Source organism: Antribacter sp. NEAU-D49, from assembly GCF_057158775.1.
The window spans coordinates 28547-50614 of sequence record NZ_JBXTSN010000016.1; the positions used below are offsets into that span (position 1 = coordinate 28547).

Genomic DNA, 22068 nt, shown 5'->3' on the forward strand with positions numbered 1-22068 from the left:
GTTCAGCACCCGCTGGAGCGACCTGGAAGCAGTCTGGCGCGCACACCACCCTGCGGGTGGTTACCAGTCCACCTGCGGCGTCGGGTGGAAGGCCACCCCGTCGCGCCGCCACGCCGCCGCCTCGGTCACGACGCGCTCGCGGAACGACTCCCAGTCCTTCGCGTCCTCCACGGACCAGGCCGCCTCGGCGACGGCGGCCAGCCGGGGCAGCAGCATCGAGAACAGCTCGTCCCGGGTCGCCAGGGTCTCGGTCCACACGGCGGCGGACACGCCTTCGACCGCCGACTCGGGCAGCCCGGCGATCGCCTGGCCGGGGTCCCAGTCGTACGAGTCGCGCAGCTCCACGAAAGCGGCCCAGCTGAGCCCGAGCGGGTGCTCCGGCGTGTACTTCATGTCGAGGTAGCACCGCGTCGCGGGCGACAGCACGAACCGGGCCCCCGCCTCGGCGGCGCGCAGGAACGGCGCCGGGTCCGGCCGCACGTCCCAGAACTGCAGCACGGTGCCGGGCCGCACGAACGAGGGGGCGTCGTGCGCCTCCTCCACGTCGCGCAGGACGGCCTGCGCCACGGCGGCGACGGGCACCCCGCCCGCCTCGACGGCCCCCGCGGCAGCGGCGCCCGCGGCAGCCGCCGCCTCGGCGGCGGCCTGGTCACCGTGGGCGGCACCCGCGGCCTCCTGCCAGGCGACGGGCGTCTTGCCCGCCTCGATGAGGATCTCCTGGCACAGCCGGACGAAGCCCGCGTACTCGTCGGGCGCCATGGTGAGCACCTCGTCGCCGCCGAAGTGGACCCACGGACCCAGCGTCTGGGCCGCCACGTCGGTGAAGACGTCGCGCAGGAACGGCTCGGTGGCCGGGAGGTCCAGGTGCAGCCGGGAGAAGCCCACCTCGATGCCCTCGTACACGTCGGTGGGCGTGCCGTCCGGCGTCAGCTCGCCGTAGACGTGCGTCGCGGCGTTCACGTGCCCGGGCACGTCCACCTCGGGCACGACCACGACGAACCGCTCGGCCGCGTACTCCTGGAGCGCACGGAACTCGTCGACGGTGAGGTAGCCCGCGGGGCCGCCCCCCACCTGGCTCTGCGACGCGCGCTCCACGAGCTCGGGCCGCGACGGGATCTCGAGGCGCCAGCCCTGGTCGTCCGTGAGGTGCAGGTGCAGGCGGTTCATCTTGTAGGAGGCCACCAGGTCCACGACGGCGCGCAGGTCCTGCGGCCCGAACCAGTGCCGCACCACGTCCACGGAGAGGCCGCGCCACGCGAAGCGCGGGGCGTCGTGCACGACGACGGCGGCCACCTCGGGGGCGGCCTCCCCCACGTCGCCCGTGGCCGGGTCCACCGTGGCCGCGGACACGAGCTGTCGCAGGGTCCGCACCCCGTGGAGCAGGCCGGCGGGCTCGGGGGCGGTGACGGCGACGGCGCCGTCGCGCACCACGAGGCTGTACCGCTCGGGATGCTCCGAGCCGACAGGCCCCGCGGACGGGTCGAGGGTCAGCGTGACGGCGGTGCCGTCGCCCTCGGCCAGCACCGTGCTGCCTGCAGACTCCAGGAGCTCCGCGGCGAGGGCGCCGAGCCGCTCGTCCGGGGCGGCGACGACGACGGCGCCGAGGGAGACGGGGGCGCCGTCGGCCGGCTCGACGGCGAGCGGGGCGGGGATGACGGCGTGGAGGGGGGCGTCAGACCGGTCGGTGGTCATGTGGCCTCGTTTCGTTGGGGCGGTGCGCCGCGCGGTCGGGCGGCGCTCAGGAGGTCGGCGAGCGTCGGTGGTCGGCCGGGGTCAGGGTGCCGCAACCAGGTCAGGGGCGGGGGTCGGCAAGATGGTCATGACGTCGTCCGGGAGCGCGGAGGGAGCGGCCCAGCCGGACCGCGCACCCTCCGGGAGCTCCGTGGTCACGTCGTCCCACACGCCGCCGGCCGTGGCGCGTCCGCTGCCCGCAGCCGCCGCCGTGAACACCGTGGCGACCTGCGGGCGCAGGGCGAGCGTCGCGCGGCCGGTGACCGACGACGCCTGCGACTGGTGCACGACGAGCAGCAGCTGGGGCAGCTCGGAATTTGTAACCACCCCAGCAAGATAGTCCACGACCTCCTGCAGCTCGGCGACGTCCACGCGCCCGGCGCGTGCGGCCCCCGCACCCGCGATCCGGAACTCGGGGTGGAGCGACACGCCCACGCCCGGCTGGGCGAGGAGCGGCTCGAGCTCGCGCACCTGCTCCACGAGCGGCACGTCACCGGGGGCGACGTCGAGCAGCACGAGCTGGCCCGCTGCGCGCGCCGCGTCGATGACCGGCTGCAGCGCGGCCTGCGGCTGCTCGGTCACGTAGTCGCCGTCCGACCCGGCCGACGACGACCGCGCGGCGGCGACGACCTCGACGACGGGGACCACGAGGACGCCGTCGGCCGCCGCCGGGGAACCGGGCGCCCGGAAGGCGTCCGCCTTCTCGGCCGCCTGGGCGACGACGTCGTCGGGCGTCTCGGCCGGAGTCCCGGCCTTGGTGAGGGGGACGGTGTACGACGTCGAGACGTAGCGGGCCGGGAACACGTGCTGGGAGCCCGTCGGCAGCGTGACGCCCGACTCGGCGGCGGCGACCCGCCAGGCGAACTCCTCGTCGCTCCCGAAGCTCGCGCCGATGCCGACGACGCCGAGCGCCTTGGCGTCGGCGAGCAGGCGGACGGTCTCCTCGCTCGCCCCGGGGTCGGACCCGGGGACCATGAACGGGACGGCGCCCGCGGCCATCACCGTGCCGATCGCCGCTTCCTGGCCCTCTCGCGGATCCACGAGCGCCATCACCTCGCTGAGCGTGGAGGCGGTCCCGAGGTCAGGCAGCTGTGCCCGCAGGTCGGCCACGTCGTCGGCGTCGAGGCGCGACGGGTCCGGGATCGAGACCGCCACGGCGGGCTCGGCGTCCGCCTCGGGCAGCGGGTCCAGCTCGCCGAGCGCTGCGGCTGCGGCCGCGGCGTCGAGCGAGCTCGTCTCGAACGGCACCACCCGGGCGCCGGCCGCCTCGGCGATCTCCTGGGCGTCGGCCGTCGCCGCCCCCGGTTCGCCGACGGCGACGACCACCTCGGCGCCGAGCCGTCGCACCTCTTCCGCGATGCCGTCGCCCGAGATGCCACCGCCCTCGAGGAGGGCCGGCACGGACAGGGCGACGGCCAGGGCCGCGGCGGCGGTCGATGCGGACGGGTCCGTAGCGTCGGACACCACGACGACCGGGGCGGCCTCGAAGAACGTCTGCACGGCCGTCAGGGCGAGCTCGGCGGGGTCGGTCGAGCCGAGCACCACCGTATGCCGGGGTAGGTCACGGATGAGGACCTCCTCGGCCGTGCCGGGCTCCTCGCTGTCGGCGACGCGCACGGCACACCCCCCGAGCGCCAGCGCGGCGATCGTCAGCATGGAGACGGGCAGCGCAGCCGACATTCGTACGAATCGGGCTTTCCGGGGATCCACGGGGTTATCCTCCCGCATCGGCGTGGATCCTCGAAACGCGCTGGTCAAATGGGTGAAATTCGCCCAGAACATCAGATGCCCGAAGCACATGAAAGACCAATTGGTGACCGGAAAATGAACATTAGGGGAATCCCGTGCGATTTCGCCGATGAGCCCCTAAAGTGCGGGCACACTTCACCGTGTGCATGACGAACTCGCGCAGGTAGCCCGGCATACGGCGAGCCGTGGTCGCGCGCCCCTCGCGGGGGTGGTCGCCGACCTCGCTCGCCCCATCATGGTCGTGGGGTCGAGCATGCCCGTCGGCCAGCTCGAGGTGATCTTCCGCAGCCCGGAGGTGACCTCCGTGGCGGTGTTCGACGACGAGGCGGCCCCGCGCATCGGCCTCATCACCCGTGCCGGCCTCGCCACGGCCCTGACCGGGCGGCTCGGGTACGGGCGCGCGGTGCTGGAGCGCCGTCCGGCGTCGGCCGTCACCGACTGGTCGCCGCTCGTCGTGGACCCGGCGTTCCCCGTCTCCGAGGTGGCGACGCGCGCGATGGCCCGGTCCGGCGAGCAGAAGTACGACGACGTGCTGGTCCAGGGCCCGCAGTGGGCGTACGCGAGCACGGCGGAGCTCGTGCGGGCGCTCGTCGGCTCGCTGGCCGAGCGCTCGACCCGCGACCCCCTCACCCGCCTCCGGACGCGCACCTTCACCTGGGACTCCCTGACCCGGCGGTGCGAGATGGTGGTGCACAGCGGCACGCGGGTGGTCGTCGTCCTGCTGGACGTGTCCGGCCTGGGTGCCGTCAACGCGCGGCACGGCCAGGAGACCGGTGACACGGTGCTCTGCGAGCTGGCCGACCGGCTCGTCGCCTGCCTTCCGCGGGGGTGCGAGGCGGGCCGGGTCGACGGCGACCAGTTCGCCGTCCTCGCAACCCTGCCGCCCATGGACGACATCCAGGCCGCCGCGTCCGCCGAGGCCCTGCGGCAGCATGTGCTCGCGGCGCTCGAGTCCCCGTCCGGCGCGGTGCCCGTGTCGGCCTGGCCGTCGGTGTACTCGTCGGTGGTCTGGTCGGTGCGGGGGGCCGCCAACCCGGACGAGCTGGTCCGCGAGGCCGAGACCCGGCTGCGGTCCGTGGATGCGCGCGGCATCAGGGTGTGACCTCGCGTATCCGCCGATCGGTGGATACGCGGATGCGCCATTCCCGCATCCGTACGGTCGATCCGCCGGAGCACCCGCCTCCGCCAGGCTCGGGGCATGCCGATCATCGAGGTGTCACACCTGCGCAAGCGCTACGGCGACGTCGTCGCCGTGGACGACGTGTCCTTCTCCGTGGAGCCCGGGGAGATCTTCGGGATCCTCGGGCCCAACGGCGCGGGCAAGACCACCACCGTGGAGTGCGTCGTGGGGCTGCGCGAGCCCGACGGCGGCACCGTGTCCGTGCTCGGCCTGGACCCGCAGCGCGACCGCTCCGCGGTACGGCGTGGCGTCGGCGTCCAGCTTCAGCAGAGCGCCCTGCCGGACAAGCTGCGGGTGGGCGAGGCGCTCGACCTCTATGCGTCGTACTACCCCGATCCAGCGAACCCGGACGAGCTCCTCGACGTGCTCGGGCTGGCCGGGAAGCGGAAGGCGCCCTACGGCAAGCTGTCCGGCGGCCAGAAGCAGCGGCTGTCGATCGCGCTCGCGCTGGTGGGCAGGCCCCAGGTGGCGGTGCTCGACGAGCTCACCACAGGCCTCGACCCCCAGGCCCGCCGCGACACGTGGGACCTGGTGGAGCACGTCCGCGGCTCGGGTGTCACGATCCTGCTCGTCACGCACTTCATGGACGAGGCCGAGCGCCTGTGCGACCGTCTCGCCGTCATCGACGGCGGACGGGTGGTCGCGCTCGACACGCCCGCCGGGCTCATCCACCAGACCGACGCCGGCCAGCGGGTCCGGTTCCGCCCGTCGGAGCCGTTCGACGAGGCCCTGCTCGTCGCCCTCCCCGAGGTCACCGCGGTGCACCACCACGGGCCCCAGGTGGAGGTCACCGGGACCGGCAACCTCCTGCACGCCGTGACGTCGCTCCTGGCGCGGCACCAGGTCGTCGCACTGGACCTGCGTGTGGAGCAGGCCGGTCTCGACGACGCCTTCGTCGCCCTCACGGGGCGCCGGTTCGACCACGAGGAGACCCGCTGATGCGCACCCCCTGGCTCCGTCCCCTGGCCGCGACGATCGCCGTGGAAGGCAAGCTCTTCCTCCGCGAGCCGCTGTCCGTGTTCTTCGGCATCGCCTTCCCCACGGGCCTCCTCCTGCTCCTCGGCGCCGTGCCGACGCTGCGCGAGCCGTCGCCGGACTTCGGCGGAGAACGGTTCATCGACCAGTGGGCGCCCACCTCGCTCGTCTTCGCCCTGGTGGTCATCGCTCTCCAGCACATCCCGACGGTGATCGCGGCGTACCGCGAGCAGGGCGTGCTGCGCCGCATGGCGACCACGCCGGCGCACCCGTCCCAGCTCCTCGTGGCGCAGCTCCTGATCGCCCTGGCCGCCGCGGTCGTGTCGGGCGTGATCGTGGTCGCGGTCGGTCACCTCGTGCTCGACGTGCCCCTCCCCCGGAGCCCCGGCTGGCTCGCCCTCGCGTTCCTCGTGGGCTTCGTGTCGCTGCTCGCGATCGGCATGCTCATCGCCGCCGTCGCGCCGACCACCCGGGCCGCCACAGGGCTCTCCACCGTCGCCTTCATGCTGGCCATGTTCGCGGGCGGCGTCTACGTGCCGCGGTTCATCCTGCCGGAGCCGCTGCTCGTGGTCGGCGAGTGGACGCCGCCCGGCGTGCAGGCGCTCCTGGACGCCTGGACCGGGACGGGACGCCCGGAGCTGGCCCAGCTCGGCGCTATGGTGCTGGTCGCCGTCCTGTTCGGCGGCGCGGCGGCACGACTGTTCCGCTGGGAGTGAGGACGTGAGCGCGGGGAGGGACATGGACGAGCGGTGGAGCGGGCTGGGCGCGTGGCGTGACGCCCTCCTCGCGTCCGACTCCGACGCCCGGTACGAGGCGGCCCTGACGGCGGCGCCGTGGCTCTTCCTCGTCCTGTCGGTCGTCCTCGAGCAGACGGCCGTGCGGCAGGACCCCGTCGACCGGCTCATGACCCTGGGGCTCGCCGCCCTCACCGCCACGTGGGTGTTCCTCATGCACACCCGCGTGGCGCCCGCGCGGCGCAGCCCCGGCCGGATGCTCGTCTACTTCGTGGGCTTCCTCGTCCTCGCCGTCGCCCTGCTGCTCCGGGACCACACCTACCTGCTGTTCGGGGTGACGGGGTTTTTCCACGCGAAGTACCTGCGGCCCTGGCCGGTCACGATGGCCGGCGTGCTGGGCACCTCGCTGGCGATCCACGGGACCACGTGGGAGCTCGAGCCCGACCTGGCCTCGATCGGGCCCTTCGTCGGCGTGGTCGCGATCCAGACGTTGGCCAACGGCGGGGGCATCTTCTTCTCCGAGAAGGGCCTGGAGCAGCACCGCAAGATGCGCGAGGCGGTGAGCCGCCTGCAGGCCGCGCTCGAGGAGAACGCCGGCCTGCACGCGCAGCTGCTCGCCCAGGCCCGGGAGGCGGGCAGCCTGGACGAGCGGCAGCGGCTGGCCGGCGAGATCCACGACACGATCGCCCAGGGCCTCACCGGCATCATCACCCAGGTCCAGGCCGCCCAGCGCGTGTGGCACTCGCCCGAGCGGGCGCGGCCGCACGTGGATCGCGCGCTCGGCCTCGCCAAGGACTCGCTCACCGAGGCGCGCCGGTCCGTGGAGGCGCTCCGGCCCCGGCAGCTCGAGGGCACCCGGCTCCCCGACGCGATCGCCGACCTGACCCGCCGCTGGTCCGCGGACAGCGGCATCCCCGCCACCGTCGACGTGACCGGCGAGGCGGTGTCCCTGACGCCCGCTGCCGAGGTGGCCCTGTTCCGCACCGCGCAGGAGTCGCTCACCAACGTGGCCCGGCACGCGGAGGCCTCGCGGGTGGGGGTGACCCTCAGCTACCTGGGCGACGTCGTGCTGCTGGACGTGCGCGACGACGGCAGGGGCTTCCGCCTCGGCGATCCACCACGCCACGATGCCGCCCCGGGCACGGGCTTCGGGCTGCACGGCATGACGCAGCGCGTCGCCGGGGTGGGCGGCACCCTCACCGTCGAGACGGCGCCGGGCGAGGGCACCGCCGTCAGCGCGAGCGTGCCGACGTCGGGCGCAGCGGCGCCCGCCACCGCAGATGCCGCATGATCCGCGTCCTCGTGGCCGACGACCACCCCGTGGTCCGCAACGGCCTGCGCGGCGCGTTCGCCGACGAGCCGGACATCACGGTCGTCGACGAGGCCGCCAACGGGCGCGAGGCGGTGGACCGGGCGGTGCGCGGCGACATCGACGTCGTGCTCATGGACCTGCGCATGCCCGAGATGGACGGGGTCCAGGCCATCACGCTGCTCCGTGAGCGCGCGCCGGCCGTGCGGGTCCTCGTGCTCACCACCTTCGACAGCGAGACGGACGTGCTGCCCGCCGTCGCCGCCGGGGCGACCGGCTACCTGCTCAAGGACGCGGACACCGCAGAGCTGCTCCGCGCAGTCCGGGCGGCGCACCGCGGGGAGGCGGTGCTGGCGCCGTCGGCGGCAGGCCACCTCATGGTGCAGGCGCAGCGGCCCCGCCAGCGACCGGTGCTCACGGCGCGCGAGCTCGAGGTGCTCGGGCTCGTGGCCGACGGCGCCTCGAACCGCGAGGCGGCCCGCAAGCTGTTCATCAGCGAGGCAAGCATCAAGACGCACCTGCTGCACGTGTACGACAAGCTGGGCGTCCGCGACCGGGCGGCCGCGGTGGGCGAGGCGTACCGGCGGGGCCTCCTCCCCTGACTCCCTGCCCGCGCTCGGGTCAGCGCGCCCTTCTCGCTGCGCGGCGGCGCTTGCGGGCCTCCGCGGCGCGCTCCTCGGCGTCGTCGAGCGCGGCTTCCGCCTCCTCGAGCGCCTCGCGGGCCGTCCGTTCGGCGTCACGCTCCGCGGCGAGCGCCTCGCGGGCGGCGTCGCGCTCGGCGGCGAGCCGCTCGATCTCCGCCTCCAGCCGGGTGATCTCCTCCTCCCGCTGCCCGACGGCGGCGCTCGCCTCCCGCAGCTGCGTCTCTGCCTCGTCGTGGCGGGCTTCGAGCGCGTCCACCTCGGCTGACGTCTCCTCGACCTCGCGCTCCGCCGCGGCCAGGGCGTCGCCTGTCGCGTCGGCGTCGGCGTCGGCGTCGGCGTCGGCCTCGCCGGGTCGGCTCCCTGTCGCAGCGTCGGTCGGTAGATCGACCGACCTCGCGGCTTTCGACCGACGCGGCGGCCCGGCACCGCCGTCGTCCTCCGCCACCCCGGCGCGCAGCGCGACCACGTCCGCCGGCTCGCCCTCCTCGTCCACCACGCCGAAGCCCACGTGCTGCAGCGCGTGCGACAGGCGTCCCGCGCGCACCACCGCCGCGGCGGAAGGGTCCATGACCACGGCCGTGAGAGTCTCGGCGAGCCGGTCGAGCACGCCGGCCGAGACCGGCCGCCCGCCCACCTCACCCGCGTCGCGGACCTCCCCGACCAGGGACTCCGTCCGCTCGCGCCGTAGCCGGTCGAGCGCCTTGATCCGGCCACGGTCCCGGTCCGACGTCGCGGCGCGCAGCTCGTCACCGATCGAGGCCAGCGCCGCGACCTCCTCCGGGTGCTCGCGCGCGACCTGGTTGACGACCCAGGCCGCGACCGTGGGCTTCGGCACCTTCTTGAGGCGCTCGGAGCCGACCCGGTCCCCGCCCGCCGCGACCTTCCGGGAGGCGGCGTCGCGCCCGGAGACGAACTCGTCCAGAGGCCCCGCGTAGAGGGCGTCGAGGAGCGCGTCCACGTCCACCGGCTCGTCCGCGCTCACCCGTCCAGCCTGACACGACGCCGCACGGCGCGCCGGAGGGATGACCGCACGCCGCCGCACCCGTACGGTGGACGCGTGAACCAGCAGGCCGACGAGGCTCCGCCCCAGACCCACCCCGCGCCCGACCCCGCCGAGATCCGGGCGCTGATGGGAGACCTGCGGCGGATGGCCATGACGTACAAGTTCGGGATCGACGAGGTCATGACCAAGATCTCGATCCTCAGGGACGAGTTCCGCCACATGCAGAACTACAACCCGGTCGAGCACGTGGGCTCCCGGCTCAAGTCGTTCGAGTCGATCATCACCAAGTGCCGGCGGAAGGGCATCCCGCTCACGCCGGAGGGCATCCGCGGCCAGCTGTTCGACATCGCCGGCGTCCGCGTGACCTGCAGCTTCGTGACCGACATCTATCGCGTGCGCGACATGCTGGTGAAGCAGGCCGACCTCACGCTCCTCGAGGAGCGCGACTACATCGCACGTCCCAAGCCCAACGGCTACAAGTCGCTGCACCTCATCGTCCAGGTGCCGGTATTCCTGTCCGACCGGGTCGAGGACGTGATCGTCGAGATCCAGCTCCGCACCATCGCGATGGACTTCTGGGCCAGCCTCGAGCACAAGATCTACTACCGGTACCACCGCGACGTTCCGCGTCACCTCACCGACGCCCTCAAGCTCGCCGCCGACGTCGCCTGGTCCCTCGACACCTCGATGGAGCACATCCACGAGGAGGTCAAGGCGATCGCGGGCGTGGAGGAGCCGGTCGGCCACCGTGACGGCCTCCTCAGCCCGGAGGAGATGCTCCGGGACTTCTGGCGCACGGCCGAGGCGTTCGACGATGCGCGGCGCAAGGACTGAGCGCGATGACGGCCGTGTGATCGGTAGTTCGGTGCGTTATCGGCAGTTCGAGCTGCCGAACACGCACCGAACTACCGATCACGCGGAGCGCTGGGAGCGGGCGGTCGCGCACGTGGCGAGCCGGACCGCCGTCGGGCCGCCGCTGGATCCCGCCATGCCGGTGACCGTCCACTTCCATCCCGACCGCCTCGCGGGCGGCGAGCCGATCCTGCGGCGTCTCGCCGCGGACGGCGCCTGGCGCAGCCAGTTCGAGACCGGCACCAGCAACGGCGGCCTGACCGCCCACCCGGGCGGGGACAGGTGGCGGTGGGAGCAGCGCCTGTTCGGCGGGGTGTACGACGACGCGCCGCCGTCGTACCGGCCGAAGTACGGGGCGCTGAACCATCGCGGCCGGCCGGCGGGCGGGGCCGTCCGGTTCGGTTCGGCGCACCTGCGGCTCGTCCCGGCGGTCCTCGCCCGGACGACGTTCTGCTACCCGGACTCGGTGTTCGAGCCGGACGACGTGGGCACCGCGGCGAGCCTTCCGCTCCTCGCGCTGGCAGAGGCCGACGACGCCGCCGGGTCGCGCGACCTGCTCGACGACTACGTCGAGGCGCACGTCCACGGCCCGCTCGCGCCGGCCGACGTGGCGGCCCTGGTGCTCGACCCCTGCTACGCGGGCACCGACGTGGAGGCGGACGCACGGGCACTCGGCGTCCCGGTCGAATGGCACCACGGGTTCCGGCTGCACGTCGACGAGCTGGCGCTCCACGAGGACTACCGGGGGCCGCACGTCGTGGAGGTGGGCCGGTCCGTCGCGGTGGACGGGTGGCTCGATGCGCGAGTCGTCGGTGACGCCGTACGCTCGGGCCGGCACGACCCGCAGGACCTCAAGAAGGTGTGGCACCACGTGGCGCGCTGGGGCCACACCGGGTAGTCGAGCGTGCTTGACACCGGGGGTTGCGCCGGGCACGGGAGTGACTATACAGTCACTCACACCGGAGCAGACCAGGTCGGCGCATCACGGATCAGGGAGTGAGTGACTAATCACTCCTTCCTTGACATCCGCACCTCACGACCACGAAAGGACCGATATGGACCCGACCACGACGGCGACCGTCCCGGCCACGGCCACGGCTCCGCTCGCCACGGCCCCGCTCGCGCCGGCCCTCGGTCCGGCAGCCGACCCCCGGCTCGCTCCCGGCGTCGACGCCACAGGCCCGTCCACGGCCGCTCGCGGCGCGGTCCTCGCAGCGGCGAGCCTCACGATCATGGCCGCCGCGATCATCTCCCCCAGCCTGCCCGGCATGGCAGACGCGTTCGGCGGGACCGCCGCCGCAGAGGCGTCCGTCCGGCTGGCACTGACGATCACTTCGCTGGCGATCGCCGTCGGCGCCCCCTTCGCGGGGATCCTGGCCGACCGTGCCGGACGACGACCGGTGCTCCTCGGCGGGCTCACGCTGTACGCGGTGGCCGGCACCGCCGGGTACGTCGCGACCAGCCTGCCGATGCTGCTGACCACCCGCGTGCTGCTGGGCCTCGCGGTCGCGGCTGTCACGACGGCGGTCACGGCCACCCTGACCGACTGGTTCGCCGGACCCCGCCGGGCCACCTACCTGGGCCTGCAGCAGGCGGTCGCCGGCCTCGGCGGCGTCGTCTTCCTTCCTGCGGCGGGACTGCTCGCCAGCCTGAGCTGGCGTGCTCCGTTCTGGATCTACAGCATCAGCGTGGTCGTGGCGCTCGGCGTGCTCCTGTTCGTCCGGGAGCCACGGTCGGCGCGTCCCGCGCCGGGCGACACTCCCGTCCCAGGGCTCACGCCGTCGGCCACCCGGCGCGTCGCCGGGACGTACCTCCTCGCCTTTGCCGCGACCGTCGTCTTCTTCATGGCACCCACCCAGCTTCCCTTCCTCCTGGGTGAGCGCGGCGCGGGACCCGCCGTCGTCGGGCTGACGATCGCCGCCTCGACGCTGGCAAGCCTCGCCGGCGCACTGGCCTTCCCTCGGGTGCGCCGTCGGCTCTCCTCGTCGGCGATCACCTGGGCCGGTGTCGCGGCGCTCGGGGCCGGCTGGCTCCTCGTCGGCGTCGCGAACGGTCCCGGCCTCGTCGTCGGCGGGCTGCTCCTGGGCGGCCTGGGCGCGGGGCTCGTGGTGCCGAACCTCAACCTGCGCCTGGGCGAGCTCGTCCCGGCGGCCGGGCGGGGGCGGGCACTCGCCGGGCTCGTGACGGGCATCTTCCTCGGCCAGTTCGTCTCGCCGCTGGTCGCGGCCCCCGTCGTCGCGGTGGCCGGCACCGCCGGGACCTTCACCGTCGCCGGAGCCGCCGCACTCGTCGGAGCCCTCGCGGGGGCCGCTCTCCAGGCAGCCGCCCGCCACGCCCGACAGCACTGACCCCCTTCCTGACCCTCGCACCATCACACGAAAAGGACAGATCGATGATCATCCACGGCAACCGTTTCACCATCAAGCCCGACGCCTCCCCCGAGCTGCTGAAGGAGGCCCTCGAGAGCCTGCGCAACCAGGGGCGCGTCATCCCGTCCGTGAGGTCGTTCGTCGTGGGCCGGGACCACGGCGGCGAGTACGAGTGGGGCGCCACGTTCGAGATCGAGGACCTCGACGGCTACTGGGAGTACCTCACCCACCCCGCGCACCAGAACACCGACCGGATCGGGCTGCCGCTCGTCGACAAGTTCATGTCCTTCGACATCACCGACGACCTCGACCCCGAGATGGGCGCCAAGATCGCCGCGCTGCACCAGCGCCGGTACGACTCCGACGCCCACCTCACGCAGCTGGTCTCCGACCTGGGCGAGTACACCGGCAGCGCCGCGCCCGGCCCGCACGGAGAGTCCCGGCCCGCGGCCCAGCCACAGACCCCCGAGGAGCTCGTCACCGCCTGGGCCGCCATCTGGAACGGCGACCTGTCACTGACCGACCGCACCGTGCACCAGGACTTCGTCTCCCACGCCGCGCCCCTGCTCGGCGGGCCGTCCGCCGACGCCCAGGGCCGCGAGAACCTGAGCACGTGGGTGTCGGGCATCCGGGCCGCCCTGCCCGACCTGGAGTTCACGATCCAGGTGGGTCCCGTCGTGGACGGCCCGTTCGTCACCGTCCGCTGGCACGCAGAGGGCACCTACGCCGGAGGCATCCCCGGGACCGCTCCGGAGGCGGTGGGCCGCCGCATCGTGTTCGACGGCACCGACACCCTCCGGATCGCCGACGGCCTGCTCGCCGAGTACTGGGCCAACGCCGACAGCCTGTGGGCGGCCCAGCAGCTGGGCCTGGCGCCGGCAGCCGGCTGACCTCCCGGTCCGAGAACAACCTTGTGCAGGCAACCGCGGCTGGTTGCCTGCACAAGGTTGTTCTCGCCGCGATCGACTCAGGCAGCCACACCGTGCCGTGCCAGCAGCGCCGCGAGCGCCTCGTGCCCCACGGGGAGCGACCAGTGCACCGCAGGCATCCCCGCGGCACGGGCCCCCAGGACGTTCCGCTCGGTGTCGTCGACGAACAGCACCTCGGCGGGGTCGGCACCGATCCGCCGCGCGGCCTCCAGGAAGAAGCCGGGATCCGGCTTGGCGATCCCCAGCTCGTACGAGTAGCAGCTCACGTCGAACAGGTCGTCGTACCCGAGCACGGACCTCATGTAGGCACCGCGTCGCCGCTCCTGGTTGGTGCCCAGGTGGACGCCGTACCCGGCGCCGCGGAGCCGGCCGATCAGGTCGACGGACGCGGCGTCGACCTCCATCTGGTGCCACACCGCGGCGTACACCTGCTCCGCCGGTGCCGTGACCCCGAAGTCGCGCAGGGTGGCCGCCAGGACGGGGAGGTAGTCGCCGCCCTGCCCGGACAGCATGGGCAGCTCCTCGCTCCAGGCTGCCCGGAAGAACTCTCGGGCCCGGTCGCCGACGTACGGCTCCATGAGCCCGTACCAGTCGCCGGGAACGCTCTGGACCACGCCGTCGGCGTCGAGGAGTACATGGCGGATCGTCATGGCGGGAGTCTGCCACCGTCGGAGCGCGTTACGCTGGCTCATGCCTTCCGAGCAGCGCAGGGTCCTGACCGTCCTCGTCCTGGCCCAGGTCCTCAGCGGGGCGGGCCTCGCGGCCGGCATCACGGTGGGCGCCCTGCTGGCCGAGGACATGCTCGGCACCACCAGCCTCGCCGGGCTGCCCAGCGTCCTGTTCACGATCGGGTCGGCGGGGGCGGCGGTCGTCGTGGGCCGGGTCTCCCAGCGGTCCGGCAGACGTCCGGGCCTGGTGCTGGGGTACGCCGCCGGCGGTGCCGGTGCCCTGGGCGTGCTGGTCGCCGCAGTGGTGGGTTCGGTCTCGCTGCTGTTCGTGGCGCTGCTCGTCTACGGCGCCGGCTCCGCGACCAGCCTCCAGGCGCGCTACGCGGGCGCCGACCTCGCCACCCCGGACCGCAAGGCCCGCGCCGTGTCGACGGTCCTCGTGGCGACCACCCTCGGCGCGGTCGCCGGGCCCAACCTGGTCGCGGTGACCGGCACGCTGGCCGAAGGGTGGGGCATCCCCCGGCTGGCCGGGCCGTTCGGCCTGGCGGCGGTCGCCTACGGCGCCGCTGCGCTGGTCCTCTTCGTCCTGCTGCGCCCGGACCCGCTGGTCCTCTCCCGGGCGGGCGAGCCCGTGGCCGACGACGGCGCAGCCTCCGCTCCTCCCCCGGCCCGCGTGCCGAGCGGGGTGCGGCTCGGCGCGGCCGTGATGGTCGTGACCCAGGTGGTCATGGTCGCCGTGATGACCATGACCCCGGTCCACCTGCAGCACCTCGGCCACGGGACCGCCGCGATCGGCATCGTCATCGCCGTGCACGTGGCGGCGATGTTCCTGCCGTCGCCGCTGTCAGGCTGGCTGGTGGACCGGTTCGGCGCACGCCTCGTCGCCGGGCTCGCGGCCGCCACGCTGCTGTCCGCCGGGCTCGTGGCGGGTCTCGCCCCGGGCGGCGCGGTGTGGGCCCTGACGGTCGGGCTGGGCCTGCTCGGGTTCGGCTGGAGCCTGGGGCTCGTCTCGGGCACCACCCTGCTCAGCCGCGACCTGCCCGCTCACGGCCGGGCGCGCGTGCAGGGCAACATCGACGTCCTGGTCGCGCTGGCGGGGGCCGGCGGCGCCGGGCTGTCGGGTGTCGTCGTCGCGGGCGCCTCGTACACGGCGCTTGCCCTGGGCGGCGGCCTCCTGGCCGTGGGCCTCCTGCCGTTCGTCCTGCGGCACCGGGAACGCTGACCAGCCGCCTACTCCGCGAACGGGTCGGTCGCCGTCCGGATCCGCTCATGGGCGCCCGACGTGACGACCTCACCATGACCGAAGCCCGCCACCTGAGCCCCTGTGTCCGCCAGCCTCGTCAGCGAGCGCACCGCCTCGGCGCGGTCGGTGTTGAAGACGCCCAGGATCACCTCGCCGTTCAGCTCCGCGACGGCGTCGCCGGTCAGGAGCGCGTCAACGGCGGGCAGGTACAGCGCGACGCTGCCTGGCGTGTGGCCCGGCACCGAGATCACGCGCGCGCCGCCGGCGAAGTCCAGCACGTCGCCGTCGGACACCCGCACGTCGACCCGGCACGGCGGTCCCTGCGGGGGAACGTCGCTCTCGGGATGGATCTGCCGTTCCCCCGGCGTGAGCCGGGGCAGCGGGCCTGGGCGGCCCTCGACGAACGGGGCGTCGTCGGCCCCGGCCACCACCTCGGCCGACGACCAGCGGGCCAGCTCGGCGGCGCTCCCCGCGTGGTCCTCGTGGAAGTGGGTGAGGACGATGCGCCGGAGGTCGGAACGCGTCCGGCCGAGCGCCGTCAGCGCCTCCTCGACCACCGGGGCGCTCCCGGCCCAGCCGGTGTCGACGAGCGTCACGCCGTCGTCGGGCCCCAGCCAGACGTAGCAGTTCAGGAGGTGTGCCCCCTCGCCGGGGATCCTCAGCCGGTACAGGGACGGTGCCATCTCGAGCAGGTCAGCCACACCACCGACAGTACGAGGGTCGCCGCCCGAGGTCACGGGTCGGAGAGGACCGGTCCTGGCAACGGGCGAAAAGTGCCGTGACATCCGGGCTGGTCGAGCGTCTGGGCTGCATGAGAGACACGACAGACCGCACCCGGACCGCCGTCGGCCAGGGCGACGACCTGCCCGGTTCCGACAAGACGTGACCGGCGCCCGACCGGCATCGGCCGCCCACCGGGCGGTGACCGGCCGGTCGCCGTGGCATCGTGGCAGGGACCAACGCCGAGGCTCGGGAAGGGACGTCGGGATGCGCAGCGCAGACCTGCTCGTGGACGCGTTCGGCCGGATCCGGGAGGTGGTGGCCAGCGCTGTGGACGGCTTGACCGAGGACGAGCTCGCCTACCGCGCCGACGACGCGGCGAACTCGGTCGCCTGGCTCGTCTGGCACCTGACCCGGGTGCAGGACGACCACGTGGCCGACGTCGCCGGGACCGGCCAGGCCTGGACCGACGACGGCTGGCACGAGCGGTTCGCGCTCCCGTTCCCGCCTGCGGACACCGGGTACGGGCACTCGCCCGACGACGTCGCTGCTGTTCGCGCGCCTTCCGACCTGCTCAGGGGGTATCACCACGCGGTGCACGACCGGACGGTCCGGTACGTCGCCGGCCTGTCCGACGCCGACCTCGACCGGGTCGTCGACACCTCCTGGGACCCGCCGGTGACGCTCGGCGTGCGGCTGGTCAGCGTGATCGGCGACGATCTGCAGCACGCCGGGCAGGCGGGGCTCGTGCGCGGGCTGGTGCTGAGACGGCGATGACGGGCATGCTCGTCGGAGCCGTCGCCGAGCCGGGAGCCCTGTGTGAGTGAACGTCCGTACGTGCTGCTGTCCGTCGCGGCCTCGCTCGACGGCTACATCGACGACGCCTCGGCGGAACGCCTCATGCTGTCGAACGACGAGGACCTCGACCGCGTGGACCAGGTCCGGGCCGGCGTGGACGCCATCCTCGTCGGCGCCAGCACGGTCCGGGCCGACAACCCCCGGCTGCTGGTCCGGTCCGCCGAGCGCCGGGCCGAGCGCCTGGCCCAAGGCCGGGTGGCGTCGCCGCTCAAGGTCACCCTCACCGCGCGCGGTGACCTCGACCCGGACGCGCGGTTCTTCACGGCCGGGGAGGGTGACAAGGTCGTCTACACCACCGATGCTGCGGCCCCGGGGCTGGAGCGCAGGCTGGGGGCGGCAGCCGTCGTCGTCCCCCTGGGACCCGAGGTGGACCCGGCCGCCCTGCTGCGCGACCTCGCCGGGCGCGGGGTCGAGCGGCTCCTCGTCGAAGGGGGAAGCGCGGTGCACACGATGTTCCTCACCGCGGGGCTCGTGGACGAGCTGCACCTGGTGCTGGCGCCGTTCTTCGTGGGCGACGCGGACGCGCCGCGGTTCGTGCACCCCGGCTCGTTCCCGCGCCGGCCCATGACGCTCGCCGAGGCCCGCCCGCTCGGGGACTGCGTCCTGCTGCGCTACGTTCCGGCAGCATGAGCGTGCCCGACGTCGACCGTGCGTTCCTCCGGCGGGCCGTGGACCTGGCGTGGCGCTGCCCGCCGTCGGACACGGCGTTCTCTGTCGGAGCCCTGCTCGTGGACCGGGACGGGACGGTCCTGGCGGAGGGCTGGTCCCGCATGACCGACCCGCACGACCACGCCGAAGAGGCGGCGCTGGCCGCCGTGGCCCCCGCGGACCGGGACCGGCTCGCGGGCGCGACGATCTACACGTCGCTCGAACCATGCAGCACCCGGGCCTCGCGGCCGGTCACGTGCACGCAGCACATCCTCGACGCGGGCATCCCGCGGGTGGTCTACGCGTGGCGCGAGCCGGACCTGTTCGTCGACTGCGTCGGCGCGGAGACGCTGCTGGCCGCCGGTCGCGAGGTGCTCCAGCTCGACGACCTGGCCGACGCCGCCCGGGAGCCGAACCGGCACCTGCTGGGCTGAGGCCGCGGCCCGCCGCGACCGCGGGCCGGCGCACCCAGGCGCCACGAGGGCGGCCTCCCGGGGGCGCGTCGTCGGTCGAGAACAACCTTGTGCAGGCAACCACGGCCGGTTGCCTGCACAAGGTTGTTCTCGCCGGCGGGGAGGCTGCCTGGCGGCGAACAGCGCCGCGGCAACCATGCGGACCAGGCTGAGCGGCCTCCGTGCACGGCTCCCGGAGGCACACAGAATGCCGAGGCTGTCCTGGACCACGTGGCCCGGCGCCTTCCGGTGCCCGCAGGCGGCGCAGCAGCAGAACTGTCCGGCGGCGCGGACTCCGCGAACGTGCTTCTGACGGCCGCAGCTGTCCACGGAACCGTGCATACCGCGGGTATCGAGGTCGCCGGCTCAACCGGCCGTCATCAGCGTCGGCGCCGAACAGCTCTTGTCCGTCATATCGGGGCGCGCAATCAGACCGTCTACGCCGCCCATCACCTGCCGTTCGACGTAGCCGCACGACGGCGCCCACACGACCCGGGAACCGCCTACTACCGGGAGGTATTTGACGCACTGCGCGACCGCATCGCCTCGACCGGAGCCGCGGTCGTGTATTTGGGGCTGGGAGGGGATGAGGTCAACGCGCTACGTCTCAGCGAACGGACCACCGTCGGTGAGGGTCCCGAGGTCCCGCCACCAGCCTGGCTCGGCCCGAAGGCACACAGTGCGCTTGACGACCTGGAGGACGACGCGGCGCCAGTCTCTGCAGTTCCGATTCCCGCCCTGCACTCGTTCACGCTCCACAACGCCGCCTATCTGGACGCGGGCATCTGGCCCGTTTCCCCGCTCGCGCATCCCCTCGTCCGACGATTCGCAGAGCAGCTGCCAGTGCCCTTCCGGCGTGACAAGCACCTGTTCCGACAGCGGCTGACAGCCGCCGGGTTACCGCGGGACGTCGCCTACCCGTCACGACCCGAAAGCTTCCTCGGCCTGATGGACGAAGGCTTCCGCGCCAACGGGCTGCCAGTGCTGGAGTCGATGTGCCGCGAGTCGCTGCTCGCCGATGGCGGCTGGATCGATCAGGCTGGGATCGCCTCCGCGGTTGACGCCTTCCGTCGCACCGGACAGCGCGATCCTCGCCTGGCAGACGCCATCACGCTCGAGCTCAGCCTCAGGAGTCTGCAATGAATCCCAGCACCCTGCGTGCGCGGTCCCTCGCCGCTGGAAACGTGCTGTACCGAGACCCCGGCCTGCACGACTTCCTGGACGATGGCGGGACAGACGCCTCGACTCTCGTGGCTACGCTGGCGGCCGACTATTGCCACTCGCCGGCACCGACGCTGATCGACCTCGGCTCCGGGACCGGGTTGCTCGCTGGAGCGCTGCCTCGCCGCATCGCCTACCTCGGCGTGGACGTCCAGCCCCGGCTCGTGGACCACGCGCGCCGCAACCACCCGCGGTCCGCGTTTGAGGTCGGTGACCTACTCGGATACCGGGCGGGACGGACTTTCGACCTGATCACCTGCCTCGGCAACACGCTCGCCTACCTGCACACGGACGATGAGCTCTCCGCGGCTTGCGAGACATTCGCCGCCCATGCCGGCATCGGAACGCTTCTCATCCTGGGCACCTTGGTCACGCCGCCCCGGGTGGGCCGTTCCGAACAGACGATCACGGTTCCAGGTGGCACGGCCGACGTCGCCGTCGAGACCTCTTGGTGCGCTTCCACGTGCCTTGCGTCCACGATCCGCACGTGGGATCTGCCCGACGGGACCACGGAGACCGACCGTCTTGTGCGCCGAGTTCACGACCTCGACGCGCTCGGCCATGCACTGAGGCGGACCGGGTTCTCCGTAGTCGAGACCTTCGACCACCTCAGCCGGCGAGGGGAGCCCGTCATCGGGCCAACTGCGATCATGGTCGCTCACGCAAACGGGGAAGCGCGGCCTTCACACGCCGTCGGCTAAGAAGCCCGTAGAGCGGGTGCGGCGGGCTGCGAGTGCGGCTTCGATCCGAGGGGCCACCCGTGGCGGGAGCAGCGCCCGGCACTGTTCAGGCGTATGGAAGCCGAACCCTTCGAGCTCCTCATGATCAAGGACGATGTCGCGGCTAGCAGCGATCTGACCGCCGTCGAAGATGAAATTGACCAACGCGCGTGACCTCGGCCCCGCAGGCGACGCCCAGTCGACGACGAGCAAGTCCCCCGCCCGCACGGTGAGCCCAAGTTCCTCGCGCAGTTCGCGTTCCGCCGCAACCTTCGGGTTTTCCTGCTGGTCAACGTAGCCACCCGGGATAGACCAATGGTCACGATAGGTGGGCTTGACCAGCAACACTCGGTCGCTCACATCCGTGATGAACAGCGCGGCCGCCGAGTGGAACACCGCTAGTTGGGCGTACCACTCTGCCGGTTCGACCCATACCATCCGTCGAGCCTACTTGCGGCCTGTCAAGGCGGCGTACCCACGGGCACGCTCGAGAAACTCGTCAACGGAAGGGATGCCGCGGTATGCACCGACCTGGCGTACGAGATCGGCCATGCGGTCGGCGACCCGGCGCGACCGAAGACCTCGAGCAAGTTGCAACGCGCGGCTGCCGAGCTCGCTCGCATACTCGGGTTCAGGGGCGTGCCCTAATGCATAGATGCCGGCGATCAGGGCCGTGTGCAAGGCTCGCGTTCGGACGCTTCCCTCGCCGAGGTTGAGAGCCTGATCGGCGTAGCCCAACGCGTCTCTCACCTGTCCCAGGTCCACCAGGCAGCGGACAGCGGTGCCCGCGAGGTGGGCGCCAGTGAAGTAACCAGCCCATGATGGCTGGTCCTGCTCGGCCACATCAGAGCCACCCTGTTCAGCCCGCCAGAGTGCGGTACCGCAGCTACGCGCGTCACCGGCCAGTGCATGGGCGCCCGCCTCAGCACTGTGCAGCCGCGCCATCACCGGACGGCGTAGTCGCCCCTGCCCGCTGTCGATCGCTGCGCGGGCAAGCCTGACCGCTTCTCTCGGTTGTTTGAGATAAACGGCCTGGGTGGACATGTTGGCCAGGATGTGAGCCCCGAGACCGGAATCGTCTGCTGCCTTGGCCAGGCGCAGCGCCTGGATGAAGTGCCGCTGGGCGATCCCATGGTCGCCGGCGTCGAAGCTCATGAAGGCAACCTGGTTGGTCAGTTCAGCGACGGCGGCGAAGAGCAGCCGGCCCACACGGTCGGTGTACGTTCCGTGAAGCATCGGCTCGACTTCACGGTGTAGCCATCTCGTCACCTGGACGCGTGCATGGCCGCCTTGGCGACGGTCCATGCTCACGAACCGCTTCTGGCAAGCGCGCAGGAGCTCGACGTCGGCGAGAGTGACGCGACGCTGACCGCGGTGAGCGGCTGTGACGTCACGGGGATCGAGACGCCATCGCCAGCCGGCCTCGGCTGCTGCCGCGCGTACAAACGGAAGAGCACTCACCGCATCAGGGTTTGTGGCCTGAAATCGCCACAGGCCGACCGCGGTCGTACGAGCGTCGTCAAGGTCGTCGGCGAATATCACGCCGAGGTCCGTCTCGGCTGGTGCCTCGTTGACGGCGGCGCTGTCGGTCATCACCATCTCAATGGCATTCCGGGCAGCGCGGCCCCGCCTCGTGGGGTGAAAGCCGAGATCCGCATCGGCATCGACCTTGAGGATCGTGCGTAGTGCGGCGCGATAGACCTTGCCGGGCCAGCGGATCTGGCCGCGCTCGTACCGCGCGAGCGTTTCAGCATCAAGACAGACCGGCTTGCCCGTGGTGTTCCATACGTACTGGTTCACTGCTTCTGCCAGCTCGGCCCTCGTCATCGACAGGCCGCTGCCCGACGGAGATGGGATCGCCTCACGGCGTCGGCGCAGCAGATCGTTGGCCACAGCATCCCCCCACGCTGGCCTTGTTCAGGCTTGTCCGATCGTTCGGTCCCGTGACCAGCGTAGTAACCACGAACCCTTCGACGCGGGCTCTCGTCGCAGAATGCCGGGCGGCATTCTGCGACGACTCAGCCGAGCAAGAACCCCACCACGCTCTTGCCTGAGCGAGCACGT

The 22068-nt window shown here is 72.8% G+C and carries 22 protein-coding genes; 15 read left to right on the forward strand and 7 right to left on the reverse strand.

Features of this window, described 5'->3' with window-relative positions; genetic code table 11:
* Positions 1–60 precede the first annotated feature (60 nt).
* Together AC060K_RS13395 and AC060K_RS13400 are read right to left on the reverse strand one after the other, a co-directional pair.
* Positions 61–1692, reverse strand: a complete 1632-nt coding sequence (locus AC060K_RS13395; protein WP_483765890.1) for a family 20 glycosylhydrolase — start codon at positions 1690–1692, stop codon at positions 61–63.
* Between the two features lie 81 nt (positions 1693–1773).
* Positions 1774–3441, reverse strand: coding sequence for a hypothetical protein (locus tag AC060K_RS13400; protein ID WP_483765891.1), 1668 nt, complete (start codon positions 3439–3441; stop codon positions 1774–1776).
* Between the two features lie 181 nt (positions 3442–3622).
* Here AC060K_RS13400 and AC060K_RS13405 point away from each other — a divergent pair, with 181 nt between their 5' ends.
* From AC060K_RS13405 to AC060K_RS13425, 5 genes are all read left to right on the forward strand, one after another.
* Complete coding sequence (locus AC060K_RS13405) at positions 3623–4582, forward strand: GGDEF domain-containing protein (RefSeq protein ID WP_483765892.1); 960 nt, start codon at positions 3623–3625, stop codon at positions 4580–4582.
* A 96-nt stretch (positions 4583–4678) separates the two neighbouring features.
* On the forward strand, positions 4679–5599 hold the full coding sequence (locus AC060K_RS13410; RefSeq protein WP_483765893.1) for an ABC transporter ATP-binding protein: 921 nt from the start codon (positions 4679–4681) through the stop codon (positions 5597–5599).
* Entirely contained in the window at positions 5599–6351 is a 753-nt protein-coding gene (locus tag AC060K_RS13415; protein WP_483765894.1) for an ABC transporter permease, read from the forward strand. Before AC060K_RS13410 ends, AC060K_RS13415 begins: the two co-directional genes overlap by 1 nt.
* Positions 6352–6355: 4 nt before the next feature.
* Entirely contained in the window at positions 6356–7660 is a 1305-nt protein-coding gene (locus AC060K_RS13420) for a sensor histidine kinase (RefSeq protein ID WP_483765895.1), read from the forward strand.
* The gene (locus AC060K_RS13425) at positions 7657–8280 is read left to right on the forward strand and encodes a response regulator (RefSeq protein WP_483765896.1); all 624 of its coding nucleotides are present in this window, start codon (positions 7657–7659) and stop codon (positions 8278–8280) included. Before AC060K_RS13420 ends, AC060K_RS13425 begins: the two co-directional genes overlap by 4 nt.
* 19 nt (positions 8281–8299) lie before the next feature.
* Here AC060K_RS13425 and AC060K_RS13430 read toward each other — a convergent pair whose 3' ends face one another.
* Positions 8300–9304 (reverse strand): hypothetical protein, encoded by a 1005-nt coding sequence (locus AC060K_RS13430; RefSeq protein ID WP_483765897.1) that lies wholly within the window; start codon positions 9302–9304, stop codon positions 8300–8302.
* Between the two features lie 147 nt (positions 9305–9451).
* On the opposite strand from AC060K_RS13430, the gene AC060K_RS13435 reads away from it, so the two are divergent.
* The 4 genes from AC060K_RS13435 to AC060K_RS13450 all read left to right on the forward strand — a co-directional run bounded on the left by AC060K_RS13435 (position 9452) and on the right by AC060K_RS13450 (position 13436).
* Entirely contained in the window at positions 9452–10159 is a 708-nt protein-coding gene (locus AC060K_RS13435; protein WP_483765981.1) for a GTP pyrophosphokinase, read from the forward strand.
* Positions 10160–10190: 31 nt separating this feature from the next.
* Positions 10191–11075 carry a DUF3626 domain-containing protein gene (locus AC060K_RS13440; protein WP_483765898.1) on the forward strand — a complete coding sequence of 295 codons (885 nt, stop codon included), beginning with the start codon at positions 10191–10193 and terminating at the stop codon, positions 11073–11075.
* Between the two features lie 157 nt (positions 11076–11232).
* Positions 11233–12525 (forward strand): MFS transporter, encoded by a 1293-nt coding sequence (locus AC060K_RS13445; RefSeq protein WP_483765899.1) that lies wholly within the window; start codon positions 11233–11235, stop codon positions 12523–12525.
* A gap of 44 nt (positions 12526–12569) precedes the next feature.
* Positions 12570–13436, forward strand: a complete 867-nt coding sequence (locus AC060K_RS13450) for an ester cyclase (RefSeq protein ID WP_483765900.1) — start codon at positions 12570–12572, stop codon at positions 13434–13436.
* A gap of 77 nt (positions 13437–13513) precedes the next feature.
* On the opposite strand, the gene AC060K_RS13455 is transcribed toward AC060K_RS13450, so the two are convergent.
* Positions 13514–14125 (reverse strand): HAD family hydrolase, encoded by a 612-nt coding sequence (locus AC060K_RS13455; protein WP_483765901.1) that lies wholly within the window; start codon positions 14123–14125, stop codon positions 13514–13516.
* A 40-nt stretch (positions 14126–14165) separates the two neighbouring features.
* Between AC060K_RS13455 and AC060K_RS13460 the strand changes: the two genes are divergently transcribed.
* Positions 14166–15365, forward strand: coding sequence for an MFS transporter (locus tag AC060K_RS13460; protein WP_483765902.1), 1200 nt, complete (start codon positions 14166–14168; stop codon positions 15363–15365).
* 8 nt (positions 15366–15373) lie between these two features.
* Here the strand turns inward: AC060K_RS13460 and AC060K_RS13465 are convergent, their stop codons facing one another.
* Positions 15374–16087 carry an MBL fold metallo-hydrolase gene (locus AC060K_RS13465; protein ID WP_483765903.1) on the reverse strand — a complete coding sequence of 238 codons (714 nt, stop codon included), beginning with the start codon at positions 16085–16087 and terminating at the stop codon, positions 15374–15376.
* A gap of 286 nt (positions 16088–16373) precedes the next feature.
* Between AC060K_RS13465 and AC060K_RS13470 the strand changes: the two genes are divergently transcribed.
* From AC060K_RS13470 to AC060K_RS13490, 5 genes are all read left to right on the forward strand, one after another.
* Positions 16374–16883, forward strand: coding sequence for a mycothiol transferase (locus AC060K_RS13470; protein ID WP_483765904.1), 510 nt, complete (start codon positions 16374–16376; stop codon positions 16881–16883).
* Between the two features lie 42 nt (positions 16884–16925).
* Positions 16926–17594, forward strand: coding sequence for a RibD family protein (locus AC060K_RS13475; RefSeq protein WP_483765905.1), 669 nt, complete (start codon positions 16926–16928; stop codon positions 17592–17594).
* The gene (locus tag AC060K_RS13480) at positions 17591–18046 is read left to right on the forward strand and encodes a cytidine/deoxycytidylate deaminase family protein (RefSeq protein WP_483765906.1); all 456 of its coding nucleotides are present in this window, start codon (positions 17591–17593) and stop codon (positions 18044–18046) included. Before AC060K_RS13475 ends, AC060K_RS13480 begins: the two co-directional genes overlap by 4 nt.
* Before the next feature lie 321 nt (positions 18047–18367).
* Positions 18368–19207 (forward strand): hypothetical protein, encoded by an 840-nt coding sequence (locus AC060K_RS13485; protein WP_483765907.1) that lies wholly within the window; start codon positions 18368–18370, stop codon positions 19205–19207.
* Positions 19204–19986 carry a class I SAM-dependent methyltransferase gene (locus tag AC060K_RS13490; RefSeq protein WP_483765908.1) on the forward strand — a complete coding sequence of 261 codons (783 nt, stop codon included), beginning with the start codon at positions 19204–19206 and terminating at the stop codon, positions 19984–19986. The genes AC060K_RS13485 and AC060K_RS13490 overlap by 4 nt, the downstream gene beginning before the upstream one ends.
* Here the strand turns inward: AC060K_RS13490 and AC060K_RS13495 are convergent.
* Both AC060K_RS13495 and AC060K_RS13500 read right to left on the reverse strand, forming a co-directional pair.
* Positions 19969–20442 carry an NUDIX domain-containing protein gene (locus AC060K_RS13495; protein WP_483765909.1) on the reverse strand — a complete coding sequence of 158 codons (474 nt, stop codon included), beginning with the start codon at positions 20440–20442 and terminating at the stop codon, positions 19969–19971. The genes AC060K_RS13490 and AC060K_RS13495 overlap by 18 nt on opposite strands.
* Before the next feature lie 9 nt (positions 20443–20451).
* A complete protein-coding gene (locus AC060K_RS13500) occupies positions 20452–21897 on the reverse strand; it encodes an NsdA family TPR-like regulatory protein (protein ID WP_483765910.1) in 1446 nt (481 codons plus the stop codon).
* Between the last annotated feature and the right edge of the window lie 171 nt (positions 21898–22068).